Below are 20,173 nucleotides of genomic sequence, written 5' to 3'. Positions count from 1 at the left end.
GTTGGGGCGCACTTAGGGAAGATCTGAAAAAGTGAGCGAGACGGATGCAGCGCAAGGCGTGGCGCGCGCAGCGACCAAGACATATCAAATGGATAGGCGCGGGAGCGAGCACGCCACAACGCCGCGATGCGCCGTCGCAGCCACTTATTCAGACCTTCCTTAGCCGAGGCGTAGCGGTACGTCTGGCAACTCGTTCGGATTCGCCTCACCGGGCGCCAGCGGAAAATGCTGCCGCAGCAAACCGCCCACGGCAGCCACGGCGGCCGCCAGACCCTGCTCGAAGCGGCCTGCGGCAAATTCGGCCCGCATGTCGCCCAGCAGGTTGTGCCACTCGATGATGCTGACCCGCCGATCCAGTCCGCGGTCGGCAATGATTTCGATGCGCCGTTCCGCGAGCAGCAGATAGATCAGCACCCCGTTGTTGTGCTCGGTATCCCACACCCGCAGCTTGCCGAACAGCGTGATGGCGCGGTCGCGCGCGCTGAGCCGCTTCCAGAGGTAGGAGTTGGGCAGGCCCGCTTCGACCACGATGCGGATTTCGCCGCTGTGCTGCGTTTCGCTCTCGCGGACGAGCGACTGCAAGCGCTTCATGGCCGCATCGTCGATTGCGCGGCGGACGTGGCGCCCGCCGAACAGGCCGTGGCGGATGAAGCGCCATGGGCGCGGAGTTTGAGGGCCGATCGAACCGGGCATCACCAGTCTCCCGAGGCGCCGCCGCCACCGAAATCGCCACCGCCGCCGGAGGAAAATCCACCTCCGCCATCGCCACCGCCACCGAAGCCACCGCCTCCGCCGCCATGCGAGCCCACGCTGAGCGCATTGCCGAGCAAGCTCGCCAGATTGCCGACGCCGACCGCAGCCAGAATGAGCCCAACAACACCGGCGATCGCGGCCAGCACGATGCTGGATGACAGCAACCAACCCGCCAGGCCTGCCACTGCACTGGTGCCCATCACACCGAGGGTGCGGCCGAGCACCGCTTTGAGCAGCACGCTGGCCGCGAGTACGCCAAGGACAAAGAAGATCAGCGTCGATTCCCCGCCGCCACCGGCGTCGCCACCCGTGCGGTATTGCGAGGCGCGCTCAGGCGGTGGCGCCGGCAAGCCCTCGCCACGAATCCGCGCCGCGAGCAGGTCTACTGCCGCATCGAGCCCACCGGCGAAGTCGCCCTTCTTGAATGCCGGCTTCAGTGCTCGATCGATGATCTGCTTGGCAGCCAGATCTGGCACCGCGCCTTCGAGCGCCTTGGCGACTTCGATGCGTAGCCGTCGGTCTTCCTTCGCTACGACGATCAGCAGCCCGTCGCCGACATCGCGCCGGCCGATCTTCCAGGTGTCCGCCACCCGCTGCGCGTAGGCAGCGATGTCCTCCGGCTGCGCCGTCGGCACCATCAGGACGACGATCTGGCTACCGACCTCGTGCTCGAACTGTTCGAGCTTGCTGCTCAGCGCAGTGCGCTGAGCAGCCGACAGCGTGCCGGTCTGGTCGATCACGCGGCCGCTGAGCGCGGGCACCGGCTGCACATCCTGCGCCCAGGCGGGTGCGAAGCAGCAGGCCAGAAGCAGCAGGAAGGCGCGGAGCAGCATCACGCGCGCCGGATCACTTCTTCGCAGGCTGGTCGAAGTTCACTGCCGGGGGCTGCGAGATCTGCGCTTCGTTCTGCACCGTGAAGCTCTCCTTCGGCTTGTAGCCCATCGCCATCGCGGTGAGGTTGCTCGGGAAGCTGCGCGCCAGCACGTTGTAGCTCTGCACCGTCTTGATGTAGCGGTTGCGTGCCACGGTGATGCGGTTCTCGGTGCCTTCGAGCTGCACCCGCAGGTCCTGGAAGGCCTGGTTCGCCTTGAGATTCGGGTACTGCTCGCTGACCACCATCAGGCGCGACAACGCGCCGGTCAGCTCACCCTGCGCGGCCTGGAATTTCTTGAAGGCCTCGGGGTCGTTCACCAGTTCCGGCGTGGCCTGGATGCTGGTGGCCTTGGCGCGAGCCTCGATCACCTTGGTCAGGGTGTCCTGCTCGAAGCTGGCTTCACCCTTTACGGTGGCGACGATGTTCGGAATCAGGTCCGCACGGCGTTGGTACTGGTTGAGCACTTCGGCCCAGCCGGCTTTCACCTCTTCGTCCAGGCGCTGGAAGTCGTTGTAGCCGCAAGCGGTCAGGCTCGTGGCCAGAATCAGGGCAGACAACAGGGTCAGTACGCGACGCAACATCGTGACTCCTTTCGAGAACCGGGACCGAAGGACCGCCGGGCGCGGCCAATTCTACGCATGCAAGATGGGTCCGGCAGGCGGCGATTTCAAGTCCGCGCGCCGTAAAGCGTATTTGTGCCACATGCGGAACTCGCCGGCGATGGCGCTCAGCCAGTCGGCGATGCCGCGCCGCCGCTAGTCCCTGAGGTACTTGTCGTAGATCGCGCGGTAGCGCCCGCTCTTCTTGAGCAGGGCAAGCCCGGCATTGAAGTCGTCGCGCACCTTGGCGCTGCGAAACACCGGCCGGTAGTCCTGCGGGCGCGCGATGGTGAACGCGTGTTCCTGTATCGGCTGCTGCTTGAAGCTGCCGGTCCGGGTGAGCTGAAGCGAGAAGTAGCGGAAGATGTTGCGGTCGCTCAGCACCACATCGTGGCGCCCGTCGTTGAGCATGCGTACCTGCAGCGACTGGTCGTTCTGCTCGTGGTAATTGCCGGCCTGCTTCACCGGCCCCAGCCATTCGGGGTAACGCTTGTCGGCGCCCTGGAAGGCAATCACCGATAAGCCCTTCAGGTCTTCCGGCCGCCGGATCTTCAGCCCGCGTGAGCGCAGCGTGATGAACACGTTGTCGTAGAACACCGCCGGGTCACCATAGTGGCCGCCGTGCGGCTGCATGTCCTCGCCCAGATCGGTCATCGCGGCATCGACTTCGCCAGCCTTGAACGCCACCGGCACGCGAGCAAAGGGAAAGTACACGGGTTTGAGCCTGTGCCCGCCGCCTACGGCGAGCGCCTCGGCGATCACTTCGATCTCGATGCCCGAATTCGTCTCCGGGAAGCAGAACGGCGGGATCTTCTCGCCGAACGCCATCGTCACGTCCTCCGCCAACACGGTGGGCGCAATCAGCATCAGGAGCACGGCAAACAAACGGCGCATTGACGTCCTATCCAGAGTGAGTACCGCGAAGGGCACTTTAGTGCGCTTGCGCAAGCAGAGCCAGCAAGGGCTTTCCCTAAACCCGCCCCGCCCGCTGCCGCACCCGCGCCGCGGCGTGGCGCAAGGCGGCGGCGAACGTATCGGCCAGTGGCGTGCTGGGCCGCTGCTGCGGGCGAATCAGCGTAACCCGAAACGGGATCGACACGCTGATCGGGCGCCAGTGCAGGCCCAGGCCTTCCAGCTCGATCGCGGTGAGCGGATTGACGATCGACACACCCAGCCCCTGCCGCACCAGCGCGCAGACCGACACCGCGCTGGTGGTCTCGATCACCAGCCGGCGCTGCACGCCCTGCGCGGCGAACATCGCGTCGATGGCCTGACGGTACGCATCCTGCGGCGCGAGGCTGACGAAGGACTCGCCCGCGAAATCCGCCGGGTGCAGCACGTTCTGGCCAAGAAGCCGATGGCCATCCGGCAGCACCGCCACTTCGTCGCCAACGAAGATGTCTTCCGCGGTGGTGCCGGGCGGCGGCTCGGCGTGTTCGGTGAGGCCCAGATCGAAGCGCTGCGCGCTGAGCCATTCTTCGAGCAGCGGGGATTCCTGCGGCGTGATCGACAGGCTGGCCTGCGGATGCGCCGCGACAAACTCGGCGCAGGCCGCCGGCAGCAAGCCGTGCGAGAGGGCCGGCAGACACGCCACGCTCAAACGCCCCTGCGCGAAGTGACGCAGCGATTCGGCGGTGGCGGCGACCCGCTCCAACCCCACATAGCTGCGCTGCACTTCGTCGAACAACTGCACTGCCCGCGCCGTGGGCTGCAGGCGGCCGCGCACGCGGTCGAACAACGTCATGCCGACCACCTGTTCGAGCCGCGCGAGCTCGCGGCTGACTGTGGGCTGCGAGGTGTGCAGCAATTCGGCGGCGCGGGTGACATTGCCGGTGTTCATCACGGCGCGGAACACATCGATCAGGCGGTGGGTCAGCAGCATGGCTTATCCATATCAGCAGTGCATGATTGACGCACAAATTCGCATTTTTCGAAATACCTCGCGCGCGGCACACTGTCGCCATTCCCAAATTCAAACCGGACGCGCGACGATGAAGCCCAGCCTGAACCCCACCCAGCTCCTTGCTCTGACCCGCCAGCACGGCACGCCGCTGTGGGTGTACGACGCCGCGGTGATCCGCGCGCATGTCGCCGCGCTGCGCGCCTTCGACACGATCCGCTTCGCGCAGAAAGCGAACTCCAACATCCACCTGCTACGCCTGCTGCGCGAAGAAGGCGTGAAGGTGGATGCGGTGTCGCTCGGCGAGATCGAGCGCGCGCTCGCGGCCGGCTACAGCTCGCGCAAGGGCGAATCGGGCATCGTGTTCACCGCCGACCTGATCGACCGCGCCACGCTGGCCCGCGTGGTGGAGGAAGAGATTCCGGTGAATGCCGGTTCGATCGACATGCTGCATCAGCTCGGCGCCGTGTCGCCGGGCCACCGGGTGTGGCTGCGCATCAACCCCGGTTTTGGCCATGGCCACAGCAACAAGACCAACACCGGCGGCGAGCACAGCAAGCACGGCATCTGGCACACCGACCTGCCGGCCGCGCTGGCCGCGATCCGCCAGCACGGCCTGAAGCTGGTCGGCCTGCACATGCACATCGGCTCGGGTGTCGATTACAAGCATCTGGAACAGGTGTGCGGCGCGATGGTCGAACTCACCCGCCGGCTCGACGCCCCGCTGGAGGCGATTTCGGCGGGCGGTGGCCTGTCGATTCCCTACCGCACGAACGACCCGCAGATCGACACCGAACACTACTTCGGCCTGTGGGATGCGGCGCGCCGCGAAGTCGGCCAGATCCTCGGCACGACGCCGCACCTGGAAATCGAGCCGGGCCGCTACCTGGTGGCCGAATCCGGCCTGCTGCTGACCGAAGTGCGCGCGGTGAAGCAAGCCGGCAAGAACCGCTTCGTGCTGGTGGATGCCGGCTTCAACGACCTGATGCGGCCGTCGATGTACGGCAGCTTCCACCACATCAGCCTGCTGCCGCAGGACGACAGCCCGCGCGCCGAGCACGCCACCGTGATCGCCGGCCCGCTGTGCGAATCGGGTGATGTGTTCACGCAGGGCGAAGGCGGCGTGGTGCAAACGCGCCACCTGCCCGAAGCGCGCGTCGGCGACCTGCTGGTGATCCACGATGCCGGCGCCTACGGTGCCTCGATGTCGTCGAACTACAACTCGCGCCCGCTGATCCCGGAAGTGATGATCGACGGCGACACCGCCCGCCTGATCCGCCGCCGCCAGACGGTGCAAGAACTGCTGGCGCTGGAACTGGAAGCCGGGCGCTAAACCCGCGATTCAGGTTGGCCATCGCATCGCCACCGCGATGCGATGGCCACCGTTCCGAACAAGTTGAGAGCCCGCGCAGCGGGCAGCATCAAGTCAAAGCCCTGCCCGTCGTTAACCGCCTCATCACGAAGGAATCGGGAGCGACCTGCATGCTCGTTTCACTGCCGCTGGCGGCCGTGCTGTTCAGCGCGCTGTTGCTGACCAGCGCGAGCGCTTTCGCGCGCGAGCTGTTCGTCGTCAGTGAGGCGTTCGCACCTTATGTTTTTGAAACCAACGGGCAGCCGAGCGGCTTCGACTACGAGGTCAGCAAGGCCGTCCTCGGCAAGATGGGACACACGCTGAAGCTCGGCTTCATGCCCTGGCGGCGCGCCCTGGTGATGGCCGAGAAAGGCGAGGTCGATGGCGTACTGGGCATCGGCCGCGGCGACCAGAACGAACGCGAAGACTATCTTGCGTTTCCAGAAGAGGCGCTGTCGGCTTCGCGTACAACGCTGTTCTACCTCAGCGCCAAGCCGTTCCGCTACCAGGGCCTGTTCAGCCTTGCCGGCAAGACGGTCGGAACGCTGTCCGGCTACGCCTATTCGCCCGACTTTGCCAACGCGCCCTATTTCCAGCGCGAGCCAGTGGACACCCACAGCCAGAATCTGCGCAAACTGCTGCGTGGGCACATCGACCTTGCCATGATGGATACCGCTGTCGGGGTGTACACCGCACAGCAGATGGGGGTCGCGAATCAGGTGCGATACGAACCGGTCTCGATATCGGGCGGCAAGCTCTATCTCGCGTTCTCTCGATCACGCGGGCTCGAACCGCTCGCGCAAGCGTTCGGCCAGGCGCTGCAGGGGTTCAAGCGGACAGAGGAATTCCGCGCAATCTTCCGGCGCTACGGCATTGATCCGGCCAGCGTGGCGCCGCCGGAATTCTGATGCCTGCCATGCGGTCCGTCGCCATCGCGCTCATTCTGCTTGCCTGCCTGCGTTGCCAGATCGCACAGGCGGCGCCCGAGAAGCCTGCCATCGATCGTTGGCTCAAGGAATTTCAGCCCAGCACACTCACGCGACAGGAACAACGGGCCGAGCTGGAATGGTTCATCAATGCGGCCAAGCCGTTTCGCGGTCAGACGATTCGGGTGGTGTCGGAGACGATCGACACGCACAAGTACGAATCCGCCGTGCTCGCGAAGGCGTTCACCGAACTCACCGGCATCCGCGTGGTTCACGACACCATCCCGGAGGGCGAGCTCGTCAGGCAGCTCAAGCAGCAGATGCTGGGCGGCAAAAACGTCTATGACGCCTACGTCAACGACAGCGACCTGATCGGCACACATTTCCGCTATGGCAAGACGCTGGTTCTCAGCGACTGGATGCAGGGCGACGGTCGCGACGTGACGCTGCCAACGCTCGATCTGAAGGACTTCATCGGACTTGCATTCACGACGAGCCCCGACGGCAAGCTCTACCAGCTGCCGGATCAGCAGTTCGCCAATCTCTACTGGTTTCGTTACGACTGGTTTTCGCGCCCCGAGCTCAAGCAGCGCTTCAAGCAGAAGTACGGCTACGAGCTGGGCGTGCCGCTCAATTGGTCGGCGTACGAGGATATCGCCGCATTCTTCAGCAACGACGTGCGCGAGCTCGATGGCCAACGCATCTACGGCCACATGGACTACGGCAAGAAAGACCCGTCGCTGGGCTGGCGATTCACGGACGCCTGGCTATCGATGGCAGGCGCGGCCAGCAAGGGTTACCCGAACGGCACGCCGATCGACGAATGGGGCATTCGGGTCGAGAACTGCCGGCCAGTTGGTGCTTCCGTGACCCGCGGTGGCGCAACGAACAGCCCGGCCGCCGTGTACGCCCTGCGCAAGTATCTCGACTGGCAGACCCAGTTCGCGCCACCGGGCACGCTGCAGCTGGACTTCACCGACGCCGGGCCGATCCCCGGCAAGGGCCAGGTGGCGCAGCAGATCTTCTGGTACACCAGCTTCACCGCCGCCCTCACAAAACCCGGCCTGCCGATCAACAACCCGGACGGCTCGCCCAAGTGGCGCGTGGCCCCATCGCCCCACGGCGCCTACTGGGAGCCCGGGATGCAGCGCGGCTACCAGGACGTCGGCGCCTGGACGCTGCTCAGCGGCACCCCGGTGCAGCGGCAGAAGATGGCGTGGCTGTACGCGCAGTTCACCGTGTCACGGACCGTATCGCTGAAGAAGTCGATTGTCGGCCTGACCTTCATCCGCGATTCGGATATCCGCTCGCCTGCGATGACACGCTTGGCCCCGAAACTGGGCGGTTTGATCGAGTTCTACCGCAGCCCTGCCCGCGTCTACTGGACGCCCACCGGCCCGAATGTGCCGGACTACCCGGCGCTGGCGGAGCTCTGGTGGAGGCAGATCGGCGCGGCGACCACAGGCGAAAAGACACCGCAGCGCGCGATGGACGACCTCGCACAGGACATGGACAGCGTGCTCGCCCAGCTTGAGACCAGCGGGCTCGCGCGCTGCGCCCCCAAACTCGGCAACGAACGCAGCAAGGAATTCTGGTTCAGTACGCCGGACGGCCCGCGACGCCCGCTGCCGGACGAACGACCGCGTGGCAAGACCATCGATTACGACAAACTGCTGCGTATCTGGCGCGAGGGCGGCGACAGCAAGTAGGCGCCACCGGCCCGCGCTGATCGCCTTGCCAAAGACGGCTCAGCCGGCAGCTACCTCCGCCATGATCCAGGCACGAAAGCGCTGCATCAGCGGCGTTTCGCGTGCGCGATCGGCGGTGACGTACCAGTAGGCGAGATCGGTCGGCACCTCTTGCGGGAACAGCTTGACCAACCGCCCGGCGGCGATTTCCCCCGCAGCAATGCTGCGTCGGGTCACGGCAATGCCGCGGCCATCGATGGCCGCCTGCAGGGCGAGCGATGAATCGTTGAAGACGAGGCCGTTGCTCGGCACCGTCAGTGACAGGCCGGCGCCGCGGAACCAATCGTCCCAGAACGGGTAATCCTCGCGAATCAAGGGATGCGCCAGGAGCGACTCGGGCGTCGTCGGCAGGCGCCCATTCGCATAGCCGGGGCTGGCGACGACAAGTAGCGTGTCAGCCATCAGCCTCACTGCGTTGGGCTCGTTGCAGGGCCCAAAGCCGACGCGGATCGCGACATCGATGCCGTCTCGCGCGAAGTCCAGAACCTGCGCGGTGGTGATGATGCTGAACTCGACGCCCGGCTCGACATCGAGAAAGCGCGAGATCCGCGGGGCGAGCCAGCGCGCCGCGAACGACGGCATCGTTGTGATCGTGAGTCGATTCGGGTTGGTTCGCCGCTTGAGCTTGGCTGCAGCGTCGCCAACGCGACACAGTGCCTCATTCGCTGCGGCCGCAAAGCTGACCCCTTCCGGCGTCAGCGAGACGCGGCGCCCGCTGCGTTCGAACAGTGGAACACCTAGCCAGTCTTCGAGTGCGCGCACCTGCTGACTGACCGCGCCGTGGGTCACCGCCAGCTCTTCGGCTGCGGCACTGAAACTCGGGTGGCGCGCCGCCGCCTCGAACATCCGGAGGGCGCTCAGTGGCGGCAGTCGCGGCGGCTTCTGCATGTTAGCTCAGCTCACAAAGAGGTCAGAAATCATCGACGCAAACATTCGCGGCAAAGCCAATAATCAATCAACAGTTGGCGTATGCACGGAGAAGTGACGATGAAAGTGAATCTAACACACGGCGCAATTGATCTAGCGCAAGGGAAGCTGCTGTCACTTGACGCAGCAGGCGGCTGGACGCTGCAGGTCAGCCACGGCAGCATCTGGGTCACCAGCCCGGATATGCCCGGCGATCACTTCATTCATGGCGGTCAGAAGATCCGCCTGTCGGGTGCTTCACGTGTCGTTGTCGAAGCCCTGCGGGACTGCGCAATCCAGCTCGCCCCCGCAAGCGCAACGCCGAAGTCGCCTGCCCGGCGCGCCGCAGCGCCGGTCACCGCTTTCAACGCGTGTGCGGCGTGATGACTTGAGACCGGGGTAGCGCGTCGGGCCAGATGTGCTCACCCCATAGCACGTCGATGGCGTGAGCCACGGTGCCGGGGTTGCCGCTACACCAGAAACGCACCGGCTTCGCTTCGCCAGCCGGTGCACGATGGCCTTTTTCATCGAGCTTGCGCGCAAGTTGCCGCGCCACAGCGGCGCCGGTGTCGATCACCTTGACCTGCGGGCCAACGATCGACTCGACCAGCTCACGCAGGAATACGTAGTGCGTACAGCCGAGCACGATCACATCGGCGCCGGCGGCCAGCAACGGTTTGAGGTGTGCTTCGAGCATGTGGCGGGTGCCGTCCGCACTCAGTTCGCCGCGCTCCACCGCCTCAACCAGCCCGACACCCGGTTGCGTCACCACCCGCACATCGTGTCCGAAGGTATCCAGCAAGGCCGCAAACTGCGCGCTCGATAGCGTGCCCACGGTGGCGAGTACGCCCACCGTGCCGCTGCGCGTTGCTGCCGTAGCCGGCTTCACCGCCGGCTCCATGCCGATCACCGGCAGCGAAGGCCAGCGCTCGCGCAGCGCACGACCGGCTGCCGCGGTGGCCGTGTTGCATGCGATCACGAGCGCCTTCACGTCATGCCGCACGAGGAACTCGGCCAGCTCAAGCGAACGCTCGCGGATCACCTGCTGCGGTTTATCGCCGTAGGGTGCGTGACCGGAATCGGCGCAGTAGATCAGGGTCTCATCCGGCAGCAGGGCACGGATCTCGCGCAGGACGGAGAGTCCGCCTACGCCGGAGTCGAAGATGCCGATCGGGCGGGTGTCGTTATTGGCCACGGGCGTTTGTGCAGAGCGTTCGAGAAGCGGGAATCATAGCCCGCTCAGGCCGACACGCCACAGACTCCACCGAGGTAACTCGCGAAGCTCTCAGCCGCCGCGACATCGAAGCCGCCATCCGGCGACTTGGTCGTACGCAGGTACTGGTACAGCGCCACGATCAGCTTCATGGCCGCTTCGTCGGTCACTGAAATTTCGCGCGCCCCAAGTTGCTTCACGGTGAGGCGAACCGCGTGCTCAAGCGCCGCCATATCCACCACTTCGGCCTGCCGATAGCGGTAGCCGGCGCCCGTTGCGAGCCATTCGAGTGAGCAGTTGGCCGCCCGCGCAATCTGGTTGGCCTTCGCCAGGCCCGGCTCGGACCCCGCGAGGTACTTGCGGATCAAGGCTTCGGATACGCCCACGCGGCGCGCAAATGCGGCGACCGGGGTATCTCCGATCAGCTCGCGCAGCCGTGCTGCAAAGCCCTCTTCCCCCGACGAATTCGTACTTTGGTTCGACATTAACGCACCATGTTGCGAGACGCGACAATCGCGACTAGACTCGCACCATCGTACGCAATCTCGTACTTCATTACCAAATTCCGATGAGAACCGAATCCACCCTGAGCCTCCTTGAAGCCCGCGCCGCGATCGACGCAATGCGAAGCGAACTCCAGCGTTGGGGCCGTGCCGCGGTGATGGCCGTGGCCGACATGCGCGGGGAATTGATCAGCCTCGAACGCATGGATGGCGCGCAAACCACCTCAGTCCGCGTCGCCACCAACAAGGCCTGGACCAGCGCCCGACTCGACAGCCCGAGCGGCGACGTCGGCCGCGCAGCGCACGAACAGGGCTGGGACTTCTGCTACTACGACGACACACGCTACGTCGGCTGGGGCGGCGGCCTGCCGGTACGCGTAGGTGGCGCGGTGGTCGGCGGCGTCGCCGTCAGTGGTCTATCTCAAGAAGAAGACATTGCAATCGCCGAGATCGGCGTTCGCGCGATTCACGACCTGCTCGGAGCCCAAGCATGATCAGCCCTCGCATTCAGTTGGCCGAGCACGGCCCGGAACTCTCCCGCATCGTGGCCGGCGCCTGGCGCATGGCGGACTGGCAGTGGTCGGCGCAACAGCGGCTGGACTGGATCCGCGGCTGTATCGACCTCGGCGTGACCACCTTCGACCATGCCGACATCTACGGCGGCTACACGGTTGAAGCCCTGTTCGGCGAAGCGCTGGCGCTTGAACCCGGCCTGCGCAACCGGATCGAGCTCGTCACCAAAACCGGCATCGCGCTGACCACGCCGAACCGGCCCGAGCACCGGATCAAGCACTACCGCACCGGGCGCGAACACCTCTTTGCCTCGGTGGACGCCTCGCTGCAGCAACTGCGCTGCGACTGGATCGACCTGCTGTTGATACATCGGCCAAGCCCGCTGATGGATCCGTACGAAATCGCAGACGCGTTCGATCGCCTGCTGCAGTCGGGAAAAGTGCGCGCATTTGGCGTATCGAACTTCACCCCGACCCAGTTCGCGATGCTCAACGCACGCGTGCCGCTGGTCACAAACCAGATCGAACTCTCGCCCTTGCATCGCGAACCGCTGCACGACGGCACGCTCGACCAGGCGATCGCCCTGGGCCGGCCGCCGATGATCTGGTCTGCGCTGGGCGGTGGCCGCCTCTTTGGCGACAGCCCGGAAGCACACCGGGTGCGCGGCGCACTCGATGCCTACGCGCGCGAACACGGTGTATCGCTGGAAACCGCCGCCTATGCGTGGATCCTTCGCCACCCGGCGCGGCCACTTCCGCTTACGGGTAGCCAGCGCCTGCCCGCAATTGCAGCAGCGGTTGCTGCGACCGCGCTGACGATGGACGAGCAGTCGTGGTTTGCGATCTGGCAAGCCGGTGCGGGGCACGAAGTACCCTGAGGGGCCGGGCGATGCCGCGCCTTGCCCCGCGCGGCATTTGGCCACTATTACAACTTTGTTGATTGTAATAATTCCAACATTTCGACTCGCCAGAATGACGGTTTATTGAAGACCGCCTTTCTGGCCATGCAACGACTTCTCTCGGTACTCGCCTTCGCCGTGCTCCCGCTGTCCGCACAAGCTTTTGCACAAACCCGCAGCACCCCAGCCATACCGCCGGTGGCACAGGCAGCCGAGCTGCGCTCGCTGTCTCAACGGCTGGCAAAACTTCACCTCCAACTGCGCCTGAACCTCAACGCGGAGCCCGCGCAGCGCCAGATCGAACAGGGCGTCACCCGCTTCGACGCCACGCTGGCCAGCTTGCGGCAGACCCCGCTGCAAGGTCCGGCGGCCGCGACCTTCAAACGCGTGGAAGCCGGTTGGCAGGAGCAGAAGCAGCTGATCACCGCGATCCCGACTGCGAGCACCGCCGAGCGCGTGATCCTCAGCGCCGAAGAGCTGACGATTGCCGCCGGTCGCCTCGCGATGCAGCTGGAAGGTGCGGAAGAAAGCCCTGTATGGCGGCTGTCGGACCTGGCTGGCCGCAACAACATGCTGGCGCAGCGCCTCGCCCGCCTCTACCTGCAGACACGCCTGGGCGACAAATCACAGGGCCGCCGCGTGGACATCGAAACCACCCGCAAGGAATTCGTCACCAGCCTGGACGAACTGACCCGTGCGCCGCAGACCTCGCCCGCAGTCGCAGACAGCCTCAAACTCGCGCGCCAGCAATGGATCTTCTTCGATGCCGCGATCGGGCCTGACGGCGGTGACGCCAACGCCGCGCGCCATGTCGCGACAACCAGCGAGCGAATCGGCGAGATGATGGACGCCATCGGCAGCAGCTACGCGCGCCTGGCGGCCGAGAAGCCGGCCCGCTAAGCCGACAAACCGACTCAGCGCTCGGCGGGCGCGAGCAGGTCGTAGCTGCCGAGCAATTTGTGCAGCGCCGGGATCGCCTTGACGCCCGCGCCGTTGAGCATTGGCACGACAAGGCGCCGCGCGTTGACCTGCTCGGCATCATCCCGGCTCAGGGCGCCGTAGCCGCGCGGATACGACCAGCCATAGCCCCAACGGTAGGTGGTTGGAAAATACGGTGTTCCGCCCGCCCGGACACCGGCGAGCATCAGTTTCGCAATCGCCGGCTCGGCGACCGCGGCCACACATTGCTCCAAGGTCTCGTCGGCGGCGACACGATCTTCCTTGGTGCCGCCGATCCAGTAGGCGATGTCGTGCTTCACGCAGCAGTCGAGCCACAGCGTCTGTTGCCACGGGGTGCCATCGGGGAAGCTGGAGCAGCCATCGGTCGTAAAGGGTTTGAGCGTATCGGCCCAAGCGACGCTCGCCGCGAGGCCGCAGAGCACAAAAACCGACTGCGCCAAGTGGCGCCAGCCGGGCCGGTTGTGTCGTTTCAAGTTGTCGCCTCCATGTCTTGCCCCGCGCCCCCGCGGCGCGCAGCGTGCTGCGCAAGTGCCCAGCCAACATGTTCGCGCACCAGTTCGGACTGATCCGCCGCGCGCGACTGCAACGCCGCCAGCACGGTCGGTGTCGTCGGCGCATTACCGAGGGCAACCGCGATGTTGCGCAGCCAACGCTCATGCCCGATCCGGTTGATCGCGCTGCCCGCCATGCGGCTCGCGAAATCCTCCGCGCTCCAAGCGAACAGCTCGACCAGCGCCGCCGAATCCAGCCCATTGCGCGGCGCGAAATCCGCCTCCGAAGTGGTGCGCGAAAAACGGTTCCAGGGGCACACGAGCTGACAATCGTCGCAACCATAGATGCGGTTGCCCAGCTGCGGACGCAGCGCTTCGGGAATCGGCCCTTTGAGTTCGATCGTCAGGTAGGAAATGCAGCGCCGCGCGTCCACCTTGTAGGGCGCCACGATCGCCCCGGTCGGGCAGGCATCGATACAGGCCGAGCAGCTGCCGCAGTGGGGCGCGATCGGCGCATCGGCTGGCAGCGCGAGGTCGACGAATAGCTCGCCAAGGAAGAAGGTCGAGCCACCATTTCGATCGAGCAGCAGCGTGTGCTTGCCCCGCCATCCGGTGCCTGCGCGGGTCGCCAGCGCAACTTCGAGCACCGGGGCCGAATCGACGAACACGCGGTGGCCGAATTCGCCGATCGCGTCACCGATCCTGTCCGCCAGCTTCTGCAGCCGGTTGCGCAACACCTTGTGATAGTCGCGACCCAGTGCGTAGCGCGACACATAGGCGCGCTCCGGATCAGCCAGTTGATGCTGGGCGTCGTGCGCCTCGGGCCAGTAATCGAGCCGCACCGATACCACCGACAGCGTGCCGGGCACGAGTTCGGCGGGCCGCGCACGCTTGAGCCCGTGGCGGGCCATATAATTCATCTCGCCGTGGTAGCCGGCCGCGAGCCAGGCCTCCAGGGCTCCTTCCGCGTCACCCAGGTCCACGCCTGAAATGCCGACTGCGGAGAAGCCGAGCGCCCGCCCCCATTCCTTGATCTGCGCCGCCAGTTGCGCCGCGTCCGGAGAAGAATTGTGTCTGACCGCCTGCATGCCCCCGATGATAGCCGCTCGCCCGCCGCAGATTGCCTGCTTGCGGACGAGGCAGCGACGCGCGCACTCGGTGCCGCGATAGCGCCGGCGCTCGAAGGCGGGCTCACGATCTACCTGCTGGGGGATCTCGGCGCGGGCAAAACCACCCTGGTGCGCGGGCTGTTGGAGGCACTCGGCCACCGTGGTGCGGTACGCAGTCCGACGTACACCTTGATTGAACCTTATGCTGTTTCTAAATTAGACTTGTATCACTTTGATTTCTATCGGTTCACGGACCCGGAAGAATTTGTCGATGCAGGGCTTGAAGAGTACTTCGGAGGCCAGGGCATATGCCTGGTCGAATGGCCGGACAAAGGGGCGCCCTTTGTGCCGGCTGCGGACCTTGAAGTCCAGCTTGAGCCGGAAGGCGACGGGCGTCGCGCGCGCCTGCGCGGCTGCAGCGAGCGAGGCCTCCAGTGTCTGAACCGGATCACGCTGCCGTGCCGATGATGCAACGCCGTCGCTTCATGAAGTTCGGCGGTGCGGCAATGACGCTGCTCGTCTCGCGCGTCGGCTTCGCGGCCGAAACCAGCATCCTGGCCGTACGGGTATGGCCTTCGCAGGACTACACACGCGTCACGCTCGAAGGCCGCGACACGCTCAAGTACAGCCATCAGATCGTCAAGAATCCGGAACGTCTGGTGATCGATCTGGAAGGCGCTGAGTTCAACAGCGTGATCCAGAGCCTGCCAGGCAAGATCACCGATAGCGACCCCTACATCAAACTGATCCGCGCCGGTCGCAACCGCCCCGGCGTAGTGCGCCTGGTCATCGAACTCAAGGCCGAGGTCAAACCACAGGTGTTCACGCTGGAGCCGGTCGGCCAGTATGGCCATCGCCTGGTGCTGGACCTCTACCCGGCCGAGCCGATCGACCCGCTGCTCGCGCTGATCGAAAAGCCCGATCCGATCGTCGCCGCGAGTGGCGAAGCCGCGTCCCCGACGCGGCCAACTGCGCAGCCAGGCGGCGACGCCGGCAAACTACCGAGCCCCCCCCTGAACCGGCGTCCTCCGCACCGGTTCAGGCCGCTGAACCAGTCAAGCCGGCTCAGCAAGACAACAAGGAGGAGGTCAGCCCTGCCGACCGCAAGCACCGCGGCGGCAAGGGACAGGTCACCCGCCTGGCCACGATCGCGATCGATCCGGGCCACGGCGGCGAAGACCCGGGTGCAGTCGGCAAGGCGGGTACGTTTGAAAAGAACGTCACGCTGGCAATCGGGCGCCGCCTGAAAGCCAAGATCGATGCCGATCCGCTGTTGCGCGGCATGCTGACGCGTGATGGCGACTTCTTCGTACCGCTCGGCCAGCGCGTTGCCAAGGCGCGCGCGGTGCAGGCGGATCTCTTCGTGTCGATCCATGCCGACGCCTTCATCAAACCCGATGCGCGCGGCAGTTCGGTATTCGTGCTGTCCGACAAGGGTGCATCGAGCACGGCTGCGCGCTGGCTGGCACAGAAAGAAAACGCAGCGGATCTGGTCGGTGGCGTGAACCTCGGCGTCAAGGACGCCCTGCTCGCCCGCACCCTGCTCGACCTCTCGCAGACCGCCACGATGCAGGACAGTGCCAAGCTGGGCCGCGCCGTGCTGGGCGAACTCGGTGGCATCAACCAGCTGCACAAGGGCCAGGTCGAACAGGCAGGCTTCGCGGTGCTGAAGGCACCGGACATTCCATCCATCCTGGTCGAGACCGCTTTCATCTCGAACCCGGAAGAAGAATTGCGTCTGAAGGACGAGGCGTACCAGGACAAGATGGCCGAGGCGATCCTGCGCGGCATCAAGCGCTACTTCGCAAAGAACCCGCCGGTCCAGCGCAACACCGTCGCCTTCATCGGCTAGTGCGTCAGCAAAACATAGTTGTTACTTGAGGAAAACAGTCGTTACCTCAAAAAGTTAGTCGTTACCAGGTCTGCTGTGCGCCGCTCAATGGAGAATCCAGCCTGGTCCCTTGTGCGGCGGGGCACTGCAATCTCACCAACGGTGCCTCCGGTGGCTGCCTCGTACCGCGTTCTGCTGTCGCAATTACTCCGGCCTCTGCGCCGGCTCGACGCTGAGTCAAACCCCTGGGCGAGACGATTCCTTGATGCACAGCGCCACCATAGGAAACATAGAGTCCCTGCAACATCGCGTTCAGCAGCGTTTCGGTCGCTGCATCCTGCAGGCTCCAGCAGTATGAACGCCTGTTGAAAGCGCTCGTTGGCTCTGGTCTGCTTGTTTTGATGCGTCGCAGGTTCTGCCTACTCGGTACAGCCCTTCTACTGTGCGAGGGGTGCGCCGACTCCGAGCTCGGGACTCGGTGCGGATTCCGGTCTGTTTCACCGTCGATGCCGGTAACCGAGGACGACATTGCTGGTCCTGACCGAGCTGCCGTTCCCGGCCAATAGCCGCCATTGGCGACGCCTGCCAAATCTCCATCGCCGGCCTGCCCTGGATGACCGGTTCCCGGCGACCAACTTAGACCATGTCTTGGCTCGATTTCGGCCATTCCGGTCTGTCGTTGACGCTGCCCAATTCAGCCAAAACCAGACATTCGGAACTACTGTTTGCCTGGAAAATTCGGTCCTCCCCTCAATCGAGTAGTCAAACCCTGATTGGCGCGTGTGGCATATCGTATGGCGTGATTGGCATATATATAGCGCCACTGAGCTCCTAGACTTCTTACATCCCGAGAACTTCTCTCGGTCCACCAAAAGGAGTCTGAAATGTCCAATCAAGTAGCCCTGATTACTGGCGGCGCCACCGGCATCGGCAAGGCCGTTGCCCTCAAGCTTGTCGCCAAAGGCGTCACTGTCGTCATGAGCGGCCGTCGTGCGGACGTCGGGCAAGCCGCCGTCGCCGAGGTTTCCGCCGCGGCCCGCGACGGTGCACAGGTTCGCTTTGTTCAGAACGATGTGGCCGATGAGGCTGCGGTCAAGTCGATGATTGACGGCATCGTGGCTGAGTTCGGTCGCCTAGACATGGCGGTCAATAACGCTGGTCTGTCCAACGAGACTGGCACTCTTGTGCAGTCGAGCAGTGACAACTACCGTGCAATGGTTGAGACCAACGTCATGGGTGTGTACTTCAGCATGAAACATGAGCTCGTTCAGATGACCAAGCAGGGAGGCGGTGCCATCGTCAACTTGGCGTCCATCGCTGGTCTAAATGGCATCACCTGGGCGGGGCCATATGCCTCGACCAAACACGCGGTGGTGGGAATGACCAAGTCGTCTGCCCTGGACCACGCGACTCAAGGCATCCGGGTCAACGGCGTGGCACCTGGCGCCATCAAGACCGACATCATTGCCGCCCAGCTCGGCGGTGGCGACCCCAACTACAATGAGGCGAGTATCTCGGCAATGCATCCCATGAATCGACTGGGCCGCCCTGAAGAAGTCGCCAATGCGATCTGCTGGTTGCTGTCGGACGAAGCCAGCTTCGTCACCGGTCACATACTTAACGTAGATGGCGGCTTCCAAGCGAAGTAAGGGCAATGAATAGCACCGCTCCAGACAAGTTGAAGATTCCGGCCACGCTGTGGGAGGGCCTCAAGCGGGCCGGAGTTGATCGTGCAGAGGTTATTCGACGCGCGAACCTGCCTCTGAGTGTGCTGAGGGACGATGCGCCGATTGCCACGACGCAGTTTTTCGCCCTGTGGCGGGCCATCGAAACTGTTAGCCAAGACTCGACCATTGGCCTTCGTATCGCAACGAGTCTGGACGGGGCTGTGATGCCTCTCGCTTTTGTAGCAGCCCAGCACGCTCGAACTTTTCGGGACGCTCTGAATCGGGTCGCTCGTCTTAAGCGACTGTGCGCACCCGAGGAAGTTTCGGTCCAAGATCTTGCCGACCACAGCGCGCTTAGCATCAGTTGGCCACATGGTGGTTCAGATACAGTTCCTCGCGCTTTAGTCGACGCGACCATGGTGTCGTTCGTGGAGTTGGGACGCAGAGGAACAGGCGAGCGCCTGATACCTCTGTCGCTTGAGCTTGCTCGTTCGGCTGTAGCAAGGTCGGCACTTGAGAAATACTTCGGGTGCGACATCAAGTTCGATGCGACGGTCGACCGCATCGCGTGGCGTCGAGAAGACCTAGACAAGCTGTTTGCCACCTACAACAAGGACCTGCTCGATGTTCTCGCTCCGGAATTGGACAGACGTCTTGAACATCATGACGCGTCCGAGTCCGTGACCGAGCAGACCAAGTGGGTTTTGCGGCGTCGTTTGACTGCCGGTCGCCCGGACATTCGCTCCGTGGCCGCTGAACTTGCCATGAGCGAGCGTTCTTTGCAGCGCCGCCTGACGGATGAAGGCGTCAGCTTCCAAGCCCTGGTGACTCAGACCCGACATCAGATGGCACTCGAGCATCTGGCAGACCACTCGCTCACGCTTATCGAAATTGCTTATCTGCTGGGCTACGAAGACCAGAACTCTTTCTTCCGTGCCTTTCGGCAATGGGAGTCGCAAACCCCTTCCGAGTGGCGCGCTGCACATGCTGTTGAGTGTCACGCGGGCAACTAAGTAAGTTCCCATGAACCCCACTGAAGCCCTTGCACCGCTGCAGTCTTTGATTCGTGAATATTTCAAAGGCGAGTACCACGAAATGCTGCTCATCTTCGCGGGCTCAGCTGCGTTGACCTGCATTGCCGTTTGGCTCTGGGTTGCGACGCACTCCGGTTTTGCCATGGGGTTCGGCATCACCGTCTTGGCAACTGCGATGCTGCTGTGTGGAACGGCAGCATCGCTGCTTGTACGGGACAAGGGCTTGGTCGAAGAACTGACCTTGAGTATCGGCAAACCTCAACAAAGCCAGGTGTTAGCCAAAGAGCGAGCACGCATAGAGGTTGTGATATCAAAGTATCGGTATTACCGCTACAGCGCGGCAGTGCTGGCGGCCTTGAGTGTGTTGGGCCTGCTGCTTACAAACAGAGGCTGGGTGCACGGCGTCGTGACTGGATTGCTTCTACTGGTGGTCGCACAGATCGTCATCGACCACTTTTCGGAGCAAAGGGCCACCCAGTACCTCGCAGCGCTTCCGTGAACTGCGGGAGCTGCCCAAGAGGCCTGAGGAGTCGGTGGCCGCTTCGGAGGCGACTTAAGTTCCGCTTCGGGTCGCCATGCGACGGTCAAGCCCAGCGGGGGTGTTAGCCAGGACCGGCACAGCGGTCAACGCATACCAGCGCCAGCAACTCGGTGCTTCACGTCGCAAAACAAGTTTGCGCAGCGGCATAGCCGCGTCGACCTGCACTCGGAAAAAATCCTGGGGCCAGGCCACGTCCGAGCGCTGTTTTCTTGGCGTGGCCTGCCAGTCCTCTAATGCCCGCTCGGGTACGGGCGAAAGCCGGGCCTTCTGGCCGCTGATGGGTAACAACTCTTTTTTTCGCCGAACATAGGTGAACGACGCCGTGACGCCGTTTCGCGTAACAACATTTTCTCGTG

23 protein-coding genes are annotated in these 20,173 nt (G+C 64.2%); 13 read left to right on the top strand and 10 right to left on the bottom strand.

The genetic code is table 11. The features are described from left to right. Positions 1-159: 159 nt before the first annotated feature. From JY500_RS07145 to JY500_RS07125, 5 genes are all read right to left on the bottom strand, one after another. Positions 160-693: a TPM domain-containing protein gene (locus JY500_RS07145; protein WP_206255739.1), complete on the bottom strand. Its 534-nt coding sequence runs from the start codon at positions 691-693 to the stop codon at positions 160-162. Then, positions 693-1,586: a TPM domain-containing protein gene (locus JY500_RS07140; protein ID WP_206255738.1), complete on the bottom strand. Its 894-nt coding sequence runs from the start codon at positions 1,584-1,586 to the stop codon at positions 693-695. Before JY500_RS07140 ends, JY500_RS07145 begins: the two co-directional genes overlap by 1 nt. Positions 1,587-1,599: 13 nt before the next feature. After that, on the bottom strand, positions 1,600-2,208 hold the full coding sequence (locus JY500_RS07135; protein WP_172205125.1) for a LemA family protein: 609 nt from the start codon (positions 2,206-2,208) through the stop codon (positions 1,600-1,602). Between the two features lie 174 nt (positions 2,209-2,382). Further along, positions 2,383-3,120, bottom strand: coding sequence for a substrate-binding periplasmic protein (locus JY500_RS07130; RefSeq protein WP_206255736.1), 738 nt, complete (start codon positions 3,118-3,120; stop codon positions 2,383-2,385). Positions 3,121-3,196: 76 nt separating this feature from the next. Continuing rightward, on the bottom strand, positions 3,197-4,108 hold the full coding sequence (locus tag JY500_RS07125; RefSeq protein WP_206255734.1) for a LysR family transcriptional regulator: 912 nt from the start codon (positions 4,106-4,108) through the stop codon (positions 3,197-3,199). A 109-nt stretch (positions 4,109-4,217) separates the two neighbouring features. Here JY500_RS07125 and lysA point away from each other — a divergent pair, with 109 nt between their 5' ends. From lysA to JY500_RS07110, 3 genes are read left to right on the top strand one after another with little or no spacing between them, the layout of a single operon-like run. Then, positions 4,218-5,459 carry a diaminopimelate decarboxylase gene (gene lysA, locus JY500_RS07120; RefSeq protein ID WP_206255732.1) on the top strand — a complete coding sequence of 414 codons (1,242 nt, stop codon included), beginning with the start codon at positions 4,218-4,220 and terminating at the stop codon, positions 5,457-5,459. Positions 5,460-5,473: 14 nt separating this feature from the next. After that, complete coding sequence (locus JY500_RS07115) at positions 5,474-6,385, top strand: substrate-binding periplasmic protein (protein ID WP_206255730.1); 912 nt, start codon at positions 5,474-5,476, stop codon at positions 6,383-6,385. Then, positions 6,385-8,112, top strand: coding sequence for an ABC transporter substrate-binding protein (locus JY500_RS07110; protein WP_206255728.1), 1,728 nt, complete (start codon positions 6,385-6,387; stop codon positions 8,110-8,112). Before JY500_RS07115 ends, JY500_RS07110 begins: the two co-directional genes overlap by 1 nt. A 39-nt stretch (positions 8,113-8,151) precedes the next feature. Here JY500_RS07110 and gcvA read toward each other — a convergent pair whose 3' ends face one another. Further along, positions 8,152-9,039: a transcriptional regulator GcvA gene (gene gcvA, locus JY500_RS07105; protein ID WP_172205158.1), complete on the bottom strand. Its 888-nt coding sequence runs from the start codon at positions 9,037-9,039 to the stop codon at positions 8,152-8,154. A gap of 99 nt (positions 9,040-9,138) precedes the next feature. Between gcvA and JY500_RS07100 the strand changes: the two genes are divergently transcribed. After that, positions 9,139-9,441 carry a DUF2917 domain-containing protein gene (locus JY500_RS07100; protein ID WP_206255727.1) on the top strand — a complete coding sequence of 101 codons (303 nt, stop codon included), beginning with the start codon at positions 9,139-9,141 and terminating at the stop codon, positions 9,439-9,441. Here the strand turns inward: JY500_RS07100 and murI are convergent. After that, positions 9,422-10,252 carry a glutamate racemase gene (gene murI / locus JY500_RS07095; RefSeq protein WP_172205164.1) on the bottom strand — a complete coding sequence of 277 codons (831 nt, stop codon included), beginning with the start codon at positions 10,250-10,252 and terminating at the stop codon, positions 9,422-9,424. The genes JY500_RS07100 and murI overlap by 20 nt on opposite strands. A 44-nt stretch (positions 10,253-10,296) precedes the next feature. After that, positions 10,297-10,755, bottom strand: a complete 459-nt coding sequence (locus JY500_RS07090) for a helix-turn-helix domain-containing protein (protein WP_172205167.1) — start codon at positions 10,753-10,755, stop codon at positions 10,297-10,299. Positions 10,756-10,838: 83 nt separating this feature from the next. Between JY500_RS07090 and JY500_RS07085 the strand changes: the two genes are divergently transcribed. The 3 genes from JY500_RS07085 to JY500_RS07075 are packed head-to-tail and all read left to right on the top strand — an operon-like array spanning position 10,839 to position 13,084. Then, entirely contained in the window at positions 10,839-11,267 is a 429-nt protein-coding gene (locus JY500_RS07085; RefSeq protein WP_206255725.1) for a GlcG/HbpS family heme-binding protein, read from the top strand. Next, entirely contained in the window at positions 11,264-12,163 is a 900-nt protein-coding gene (locus tag JY500_RS07080) for an aldo/keto reductase (protein WP_206255723.1), read from the top strand. Before JY500_RS07085 ends, JY500_RS07080 begins: the two co-directional genes overlap by 4 nt. A 21-nt stretch (positions 12,164-12,184) precedes the next feature. Next, positions 12,185-13,084 carry a type IV pili methyl-accepting chemotaxis transducer N-terminal domain-containing protein gene (locus JY500_RS07075; RefSeq protein ID WP_206255721.1) on the top strand — a complete coding sequence of 300 codons (900 nt, stop codon included), beginning with the start codon at positions 12,185-12,187 and terminating at the stop codon, positions 13,082-13,084. Between the two features lie 14 nt (positions 13,085-13,098). Here the strand turns inward: JY500_RS07075 and JY500_RS07070 are convergent, their stop codons facing one another. Together JY500_RS07070 and queG are read right to left on the bottom strand one after the other, a co-directional pair. Beyond that, positions 13,099-13,617 (bottom strand): hypothetical protein, encoded by a 519-nt coding sequence (locus tag JY500_RS07070; protein ID WP_206255720.1) that lies wholly within the window; start codon positions 13,615-13,617, stop codon positions 13,099-13,101. Further along, positions 13,614-14,723: a tRNA epoxyqueuosine(34) reductase QueG gene (queG, locus tag JY500_RS07065; RefSeq protein WP_206255718.1), complete on the bottom strand. Its 1,110-nt coding sequence runs from the start codon at positions 14,721-14,723 to the stop codon at positions 13,614-13,616. Before queG ends, JY500_RS07070 begins: the two co-directional genes overlap by 4 nt. Here queG and tsaE point away from each other — a divergent pair. From tsaE to JY500_RS07035, 6 genes are all read left to right on the top strand, one after another. After that, positions 14,706-15,212, top strand: coding sequence for a tRNA (adenosine(37)-N6)-threonylcarbamoyltransferase complex ATPase subunit type 1 TsaE (gene tsaE / locus JY500_RS07060; protein ID WP_172205182.1), 507 nt, complete (start codon positions 14,706-14,708; stop codon positions 15,210-15,212). The two genes, queG and tsaE, sit on opposite strands and share 18 nt — an antisense overlap. Further along, complete coding sequence (locus JY500_RS07055) at positions 15,209-15,991, top strand: AMIN domain-containing protein (RefSeq protein WP_206256429.1); 783 nt, start codon at positions 15,209-15,211, stop codon at positions 15,989-15,991. Before tsaE ends, JY500_RS07055 begins: the two co-directional genes overlap by 4 nt. Continuing rightward, complete coding sequence (locus tag JY500_RS07050; RefSeq protein WP_206256428.1) at positions 15,883-16,596, top strand: N-acetylmuramoyl-L-alanine amidase; 714 nt, start codon at positions 15,883-15,885, stop codon at positions 16,594-16,596. Before JY500_RS07055 ends, JY500_RS07050 begins: the two co-directional genes overlap by 109 nt. Before the next feature lie 863 nt (positions 16,597-17,459). Next, complete coding sequence (locus JY500_RS07045; RefSeq protein WP_206255716.1) at positions 17,460-18,224, top strand: glucose 1-dehydrogenase; 765 nt, start codon at positions 17,460-17,462, stop codon at positions 18,222-18,224. A 5-nt stretch (positions 18,225-18,229) separates the two neighbouring features. Next, a complete protein-coding gene (locus JY500_RS07040; protein ID WP_206255714.1) occupies positions 18,230-19,255 on the top strand; it encodes an AraC family transcriptional regulator in 1,026 nt (341 codons plus the stop codon). 10 nt (positions 19,256-19,265) lie between these two features. Beyond that, complete coding sequence (locus JY500_RS07035) at positions 19,266-19,775, top strand: hypothetical protein (RefSeq protein WP_206255713.1); 510 nt, start codon at positions 19,266-19,268, stop codon at positions 19,773-19,775. The last annotated feature ends 398 nt before the right edge of the window (positions 19,776-20,173 follow it).

Origin of the sequence: Niveibacterium microcysteis (genome assembly GCF_017161445.1) — a bacterium.
GTDB lineage: Bacteria > Pseudomonadota > Gammaproteobacteria > Burkholderiales > Rhodocyclaceae > Niveibacterium > Niveibacterium microcysteis.
The sequence above is the reverse complement of the archived record's forward strand: the minus strand, read 5'-3'. Positions and strand labels throughout refer to the sequence as shown.

Bases quoted from the DNA above. Each gene is read 5' to 3' on its own strand.
- JY500_RS07040 (WP_206255714.1), top strand. From the start codon at position 18,230: ATGAATAGCACCGCTCCAGACAAGTTGAAGATTCCGGCCACGCTGTGG.
- queG (WP_206255718.1), bottom strand. From the start codon at position 14,723: ATGCAGGCGGTCAGACACAATTCTTCTCCGGACGCGGCGCAACTGGCG.
- JY500_RS07100 (WP_206255727.1), top strand. From the start codon at position 9,139: ATGAAAGTGAATCTAACACACGGCGCAATTGATCTAGCGCAAGGGAAG.
- JY500_RS07055 (WP_206256429.1), top strand. From the start codon at position 15,209: ATGATGCAACGCCGTCGCTTCATGAAGTTCGGCGGTGCGGCAATGACG.
- JY500_RS07125 (WP_206255734.1), bottom strand. From the start codon at position 4,108: ATGCTGCTGACCCACCGCCTGATCGATGTGTTCCGCGCCGTGATGAAC.
- JY500_RS07140 (WP_206255738.1), bottom strand. From the start codon at position 1,586: ATGCTGCTCCGCGCCTTCCTGCTGCTTCTGGCCTGCTGCTTCGCACCC.
- JY500_RS07035 (WP_206255713.1), top strand. From the start codon at position 19,266: ATGAACCCCACTGAAGCCCTTGCACCGCTGCAGTCTTTGATTCGTGAA.
- lysA (WP_206255732.1), top strand. From the start codon at position 4,218: ATGAAGCCCAGCCTGAACCCCACCCAGCTCCTTGCTCTGACCCGCCAG.
- JY500_RS07110 (WP_206255728.1), top strand. From the start codon at position 6,385: ATGCCTGCCATGCGGTCCGTCGCCATCGCGCTCATTCTGCTTGCCTGC.
- JY500_RS07090 (WP_172205167.1), bottom strand. From the start codon at position 10,755: ATGTCGAACCAAAGTACGAATTCGTCGGGGGAAGAGGGCTTTGCAGCA.
- JY500_RS07045 (WP_206255716.1), top strand. From the start codon at position 17,460: ATGTCCAATCAAGTAGCCCTGATTACTGGCGGCGCCACCGGCATCGGC.
- JY500_RS07130 (WP_206255736.1), bottom strand. From the start codon at position 3,120: ATGCGCCGTTTGTTTGCCGTGCTCCTGATGCTGATTGCGCCCACCGTG.
- JY500_RS07080 (WP_206255723.1), top strand. From the start codon at position 11,264: ATGATCAGCCCTCGCATTCAGTTGGCCGAGCACGGCCCGGAACTCTCC.
- JY500_RS07085 (WP_206255725.1), top strand. From the start codon at position 10,839: ATGAGAACCGAATCCACCCTGAGCCTCCTTGAAGCCCGCGCCGCGATC.
- gcvA (WP_172205158.1), bottom strand. From the start codon at position 9,039: ATGCAGAAGCCGCCGCGACTGCCGCCACTGAGCGCCCTCCGGATGTTC.
- JY500_RS07145 (WP_206255739.1), bottom strand. From the start codon at position 693: ATGCCCGGTTCGATCGGCCCTCAAACTCCGCGCCCATGGCGCTTCATC.
- JY500_RS07135 (WP_172205125.1), bottom strand. From the start codon at position 2,208: ATGTTGCGTCGCGTACTGACCCTGTTGTCTGCCCTGATTCTGGCCACG.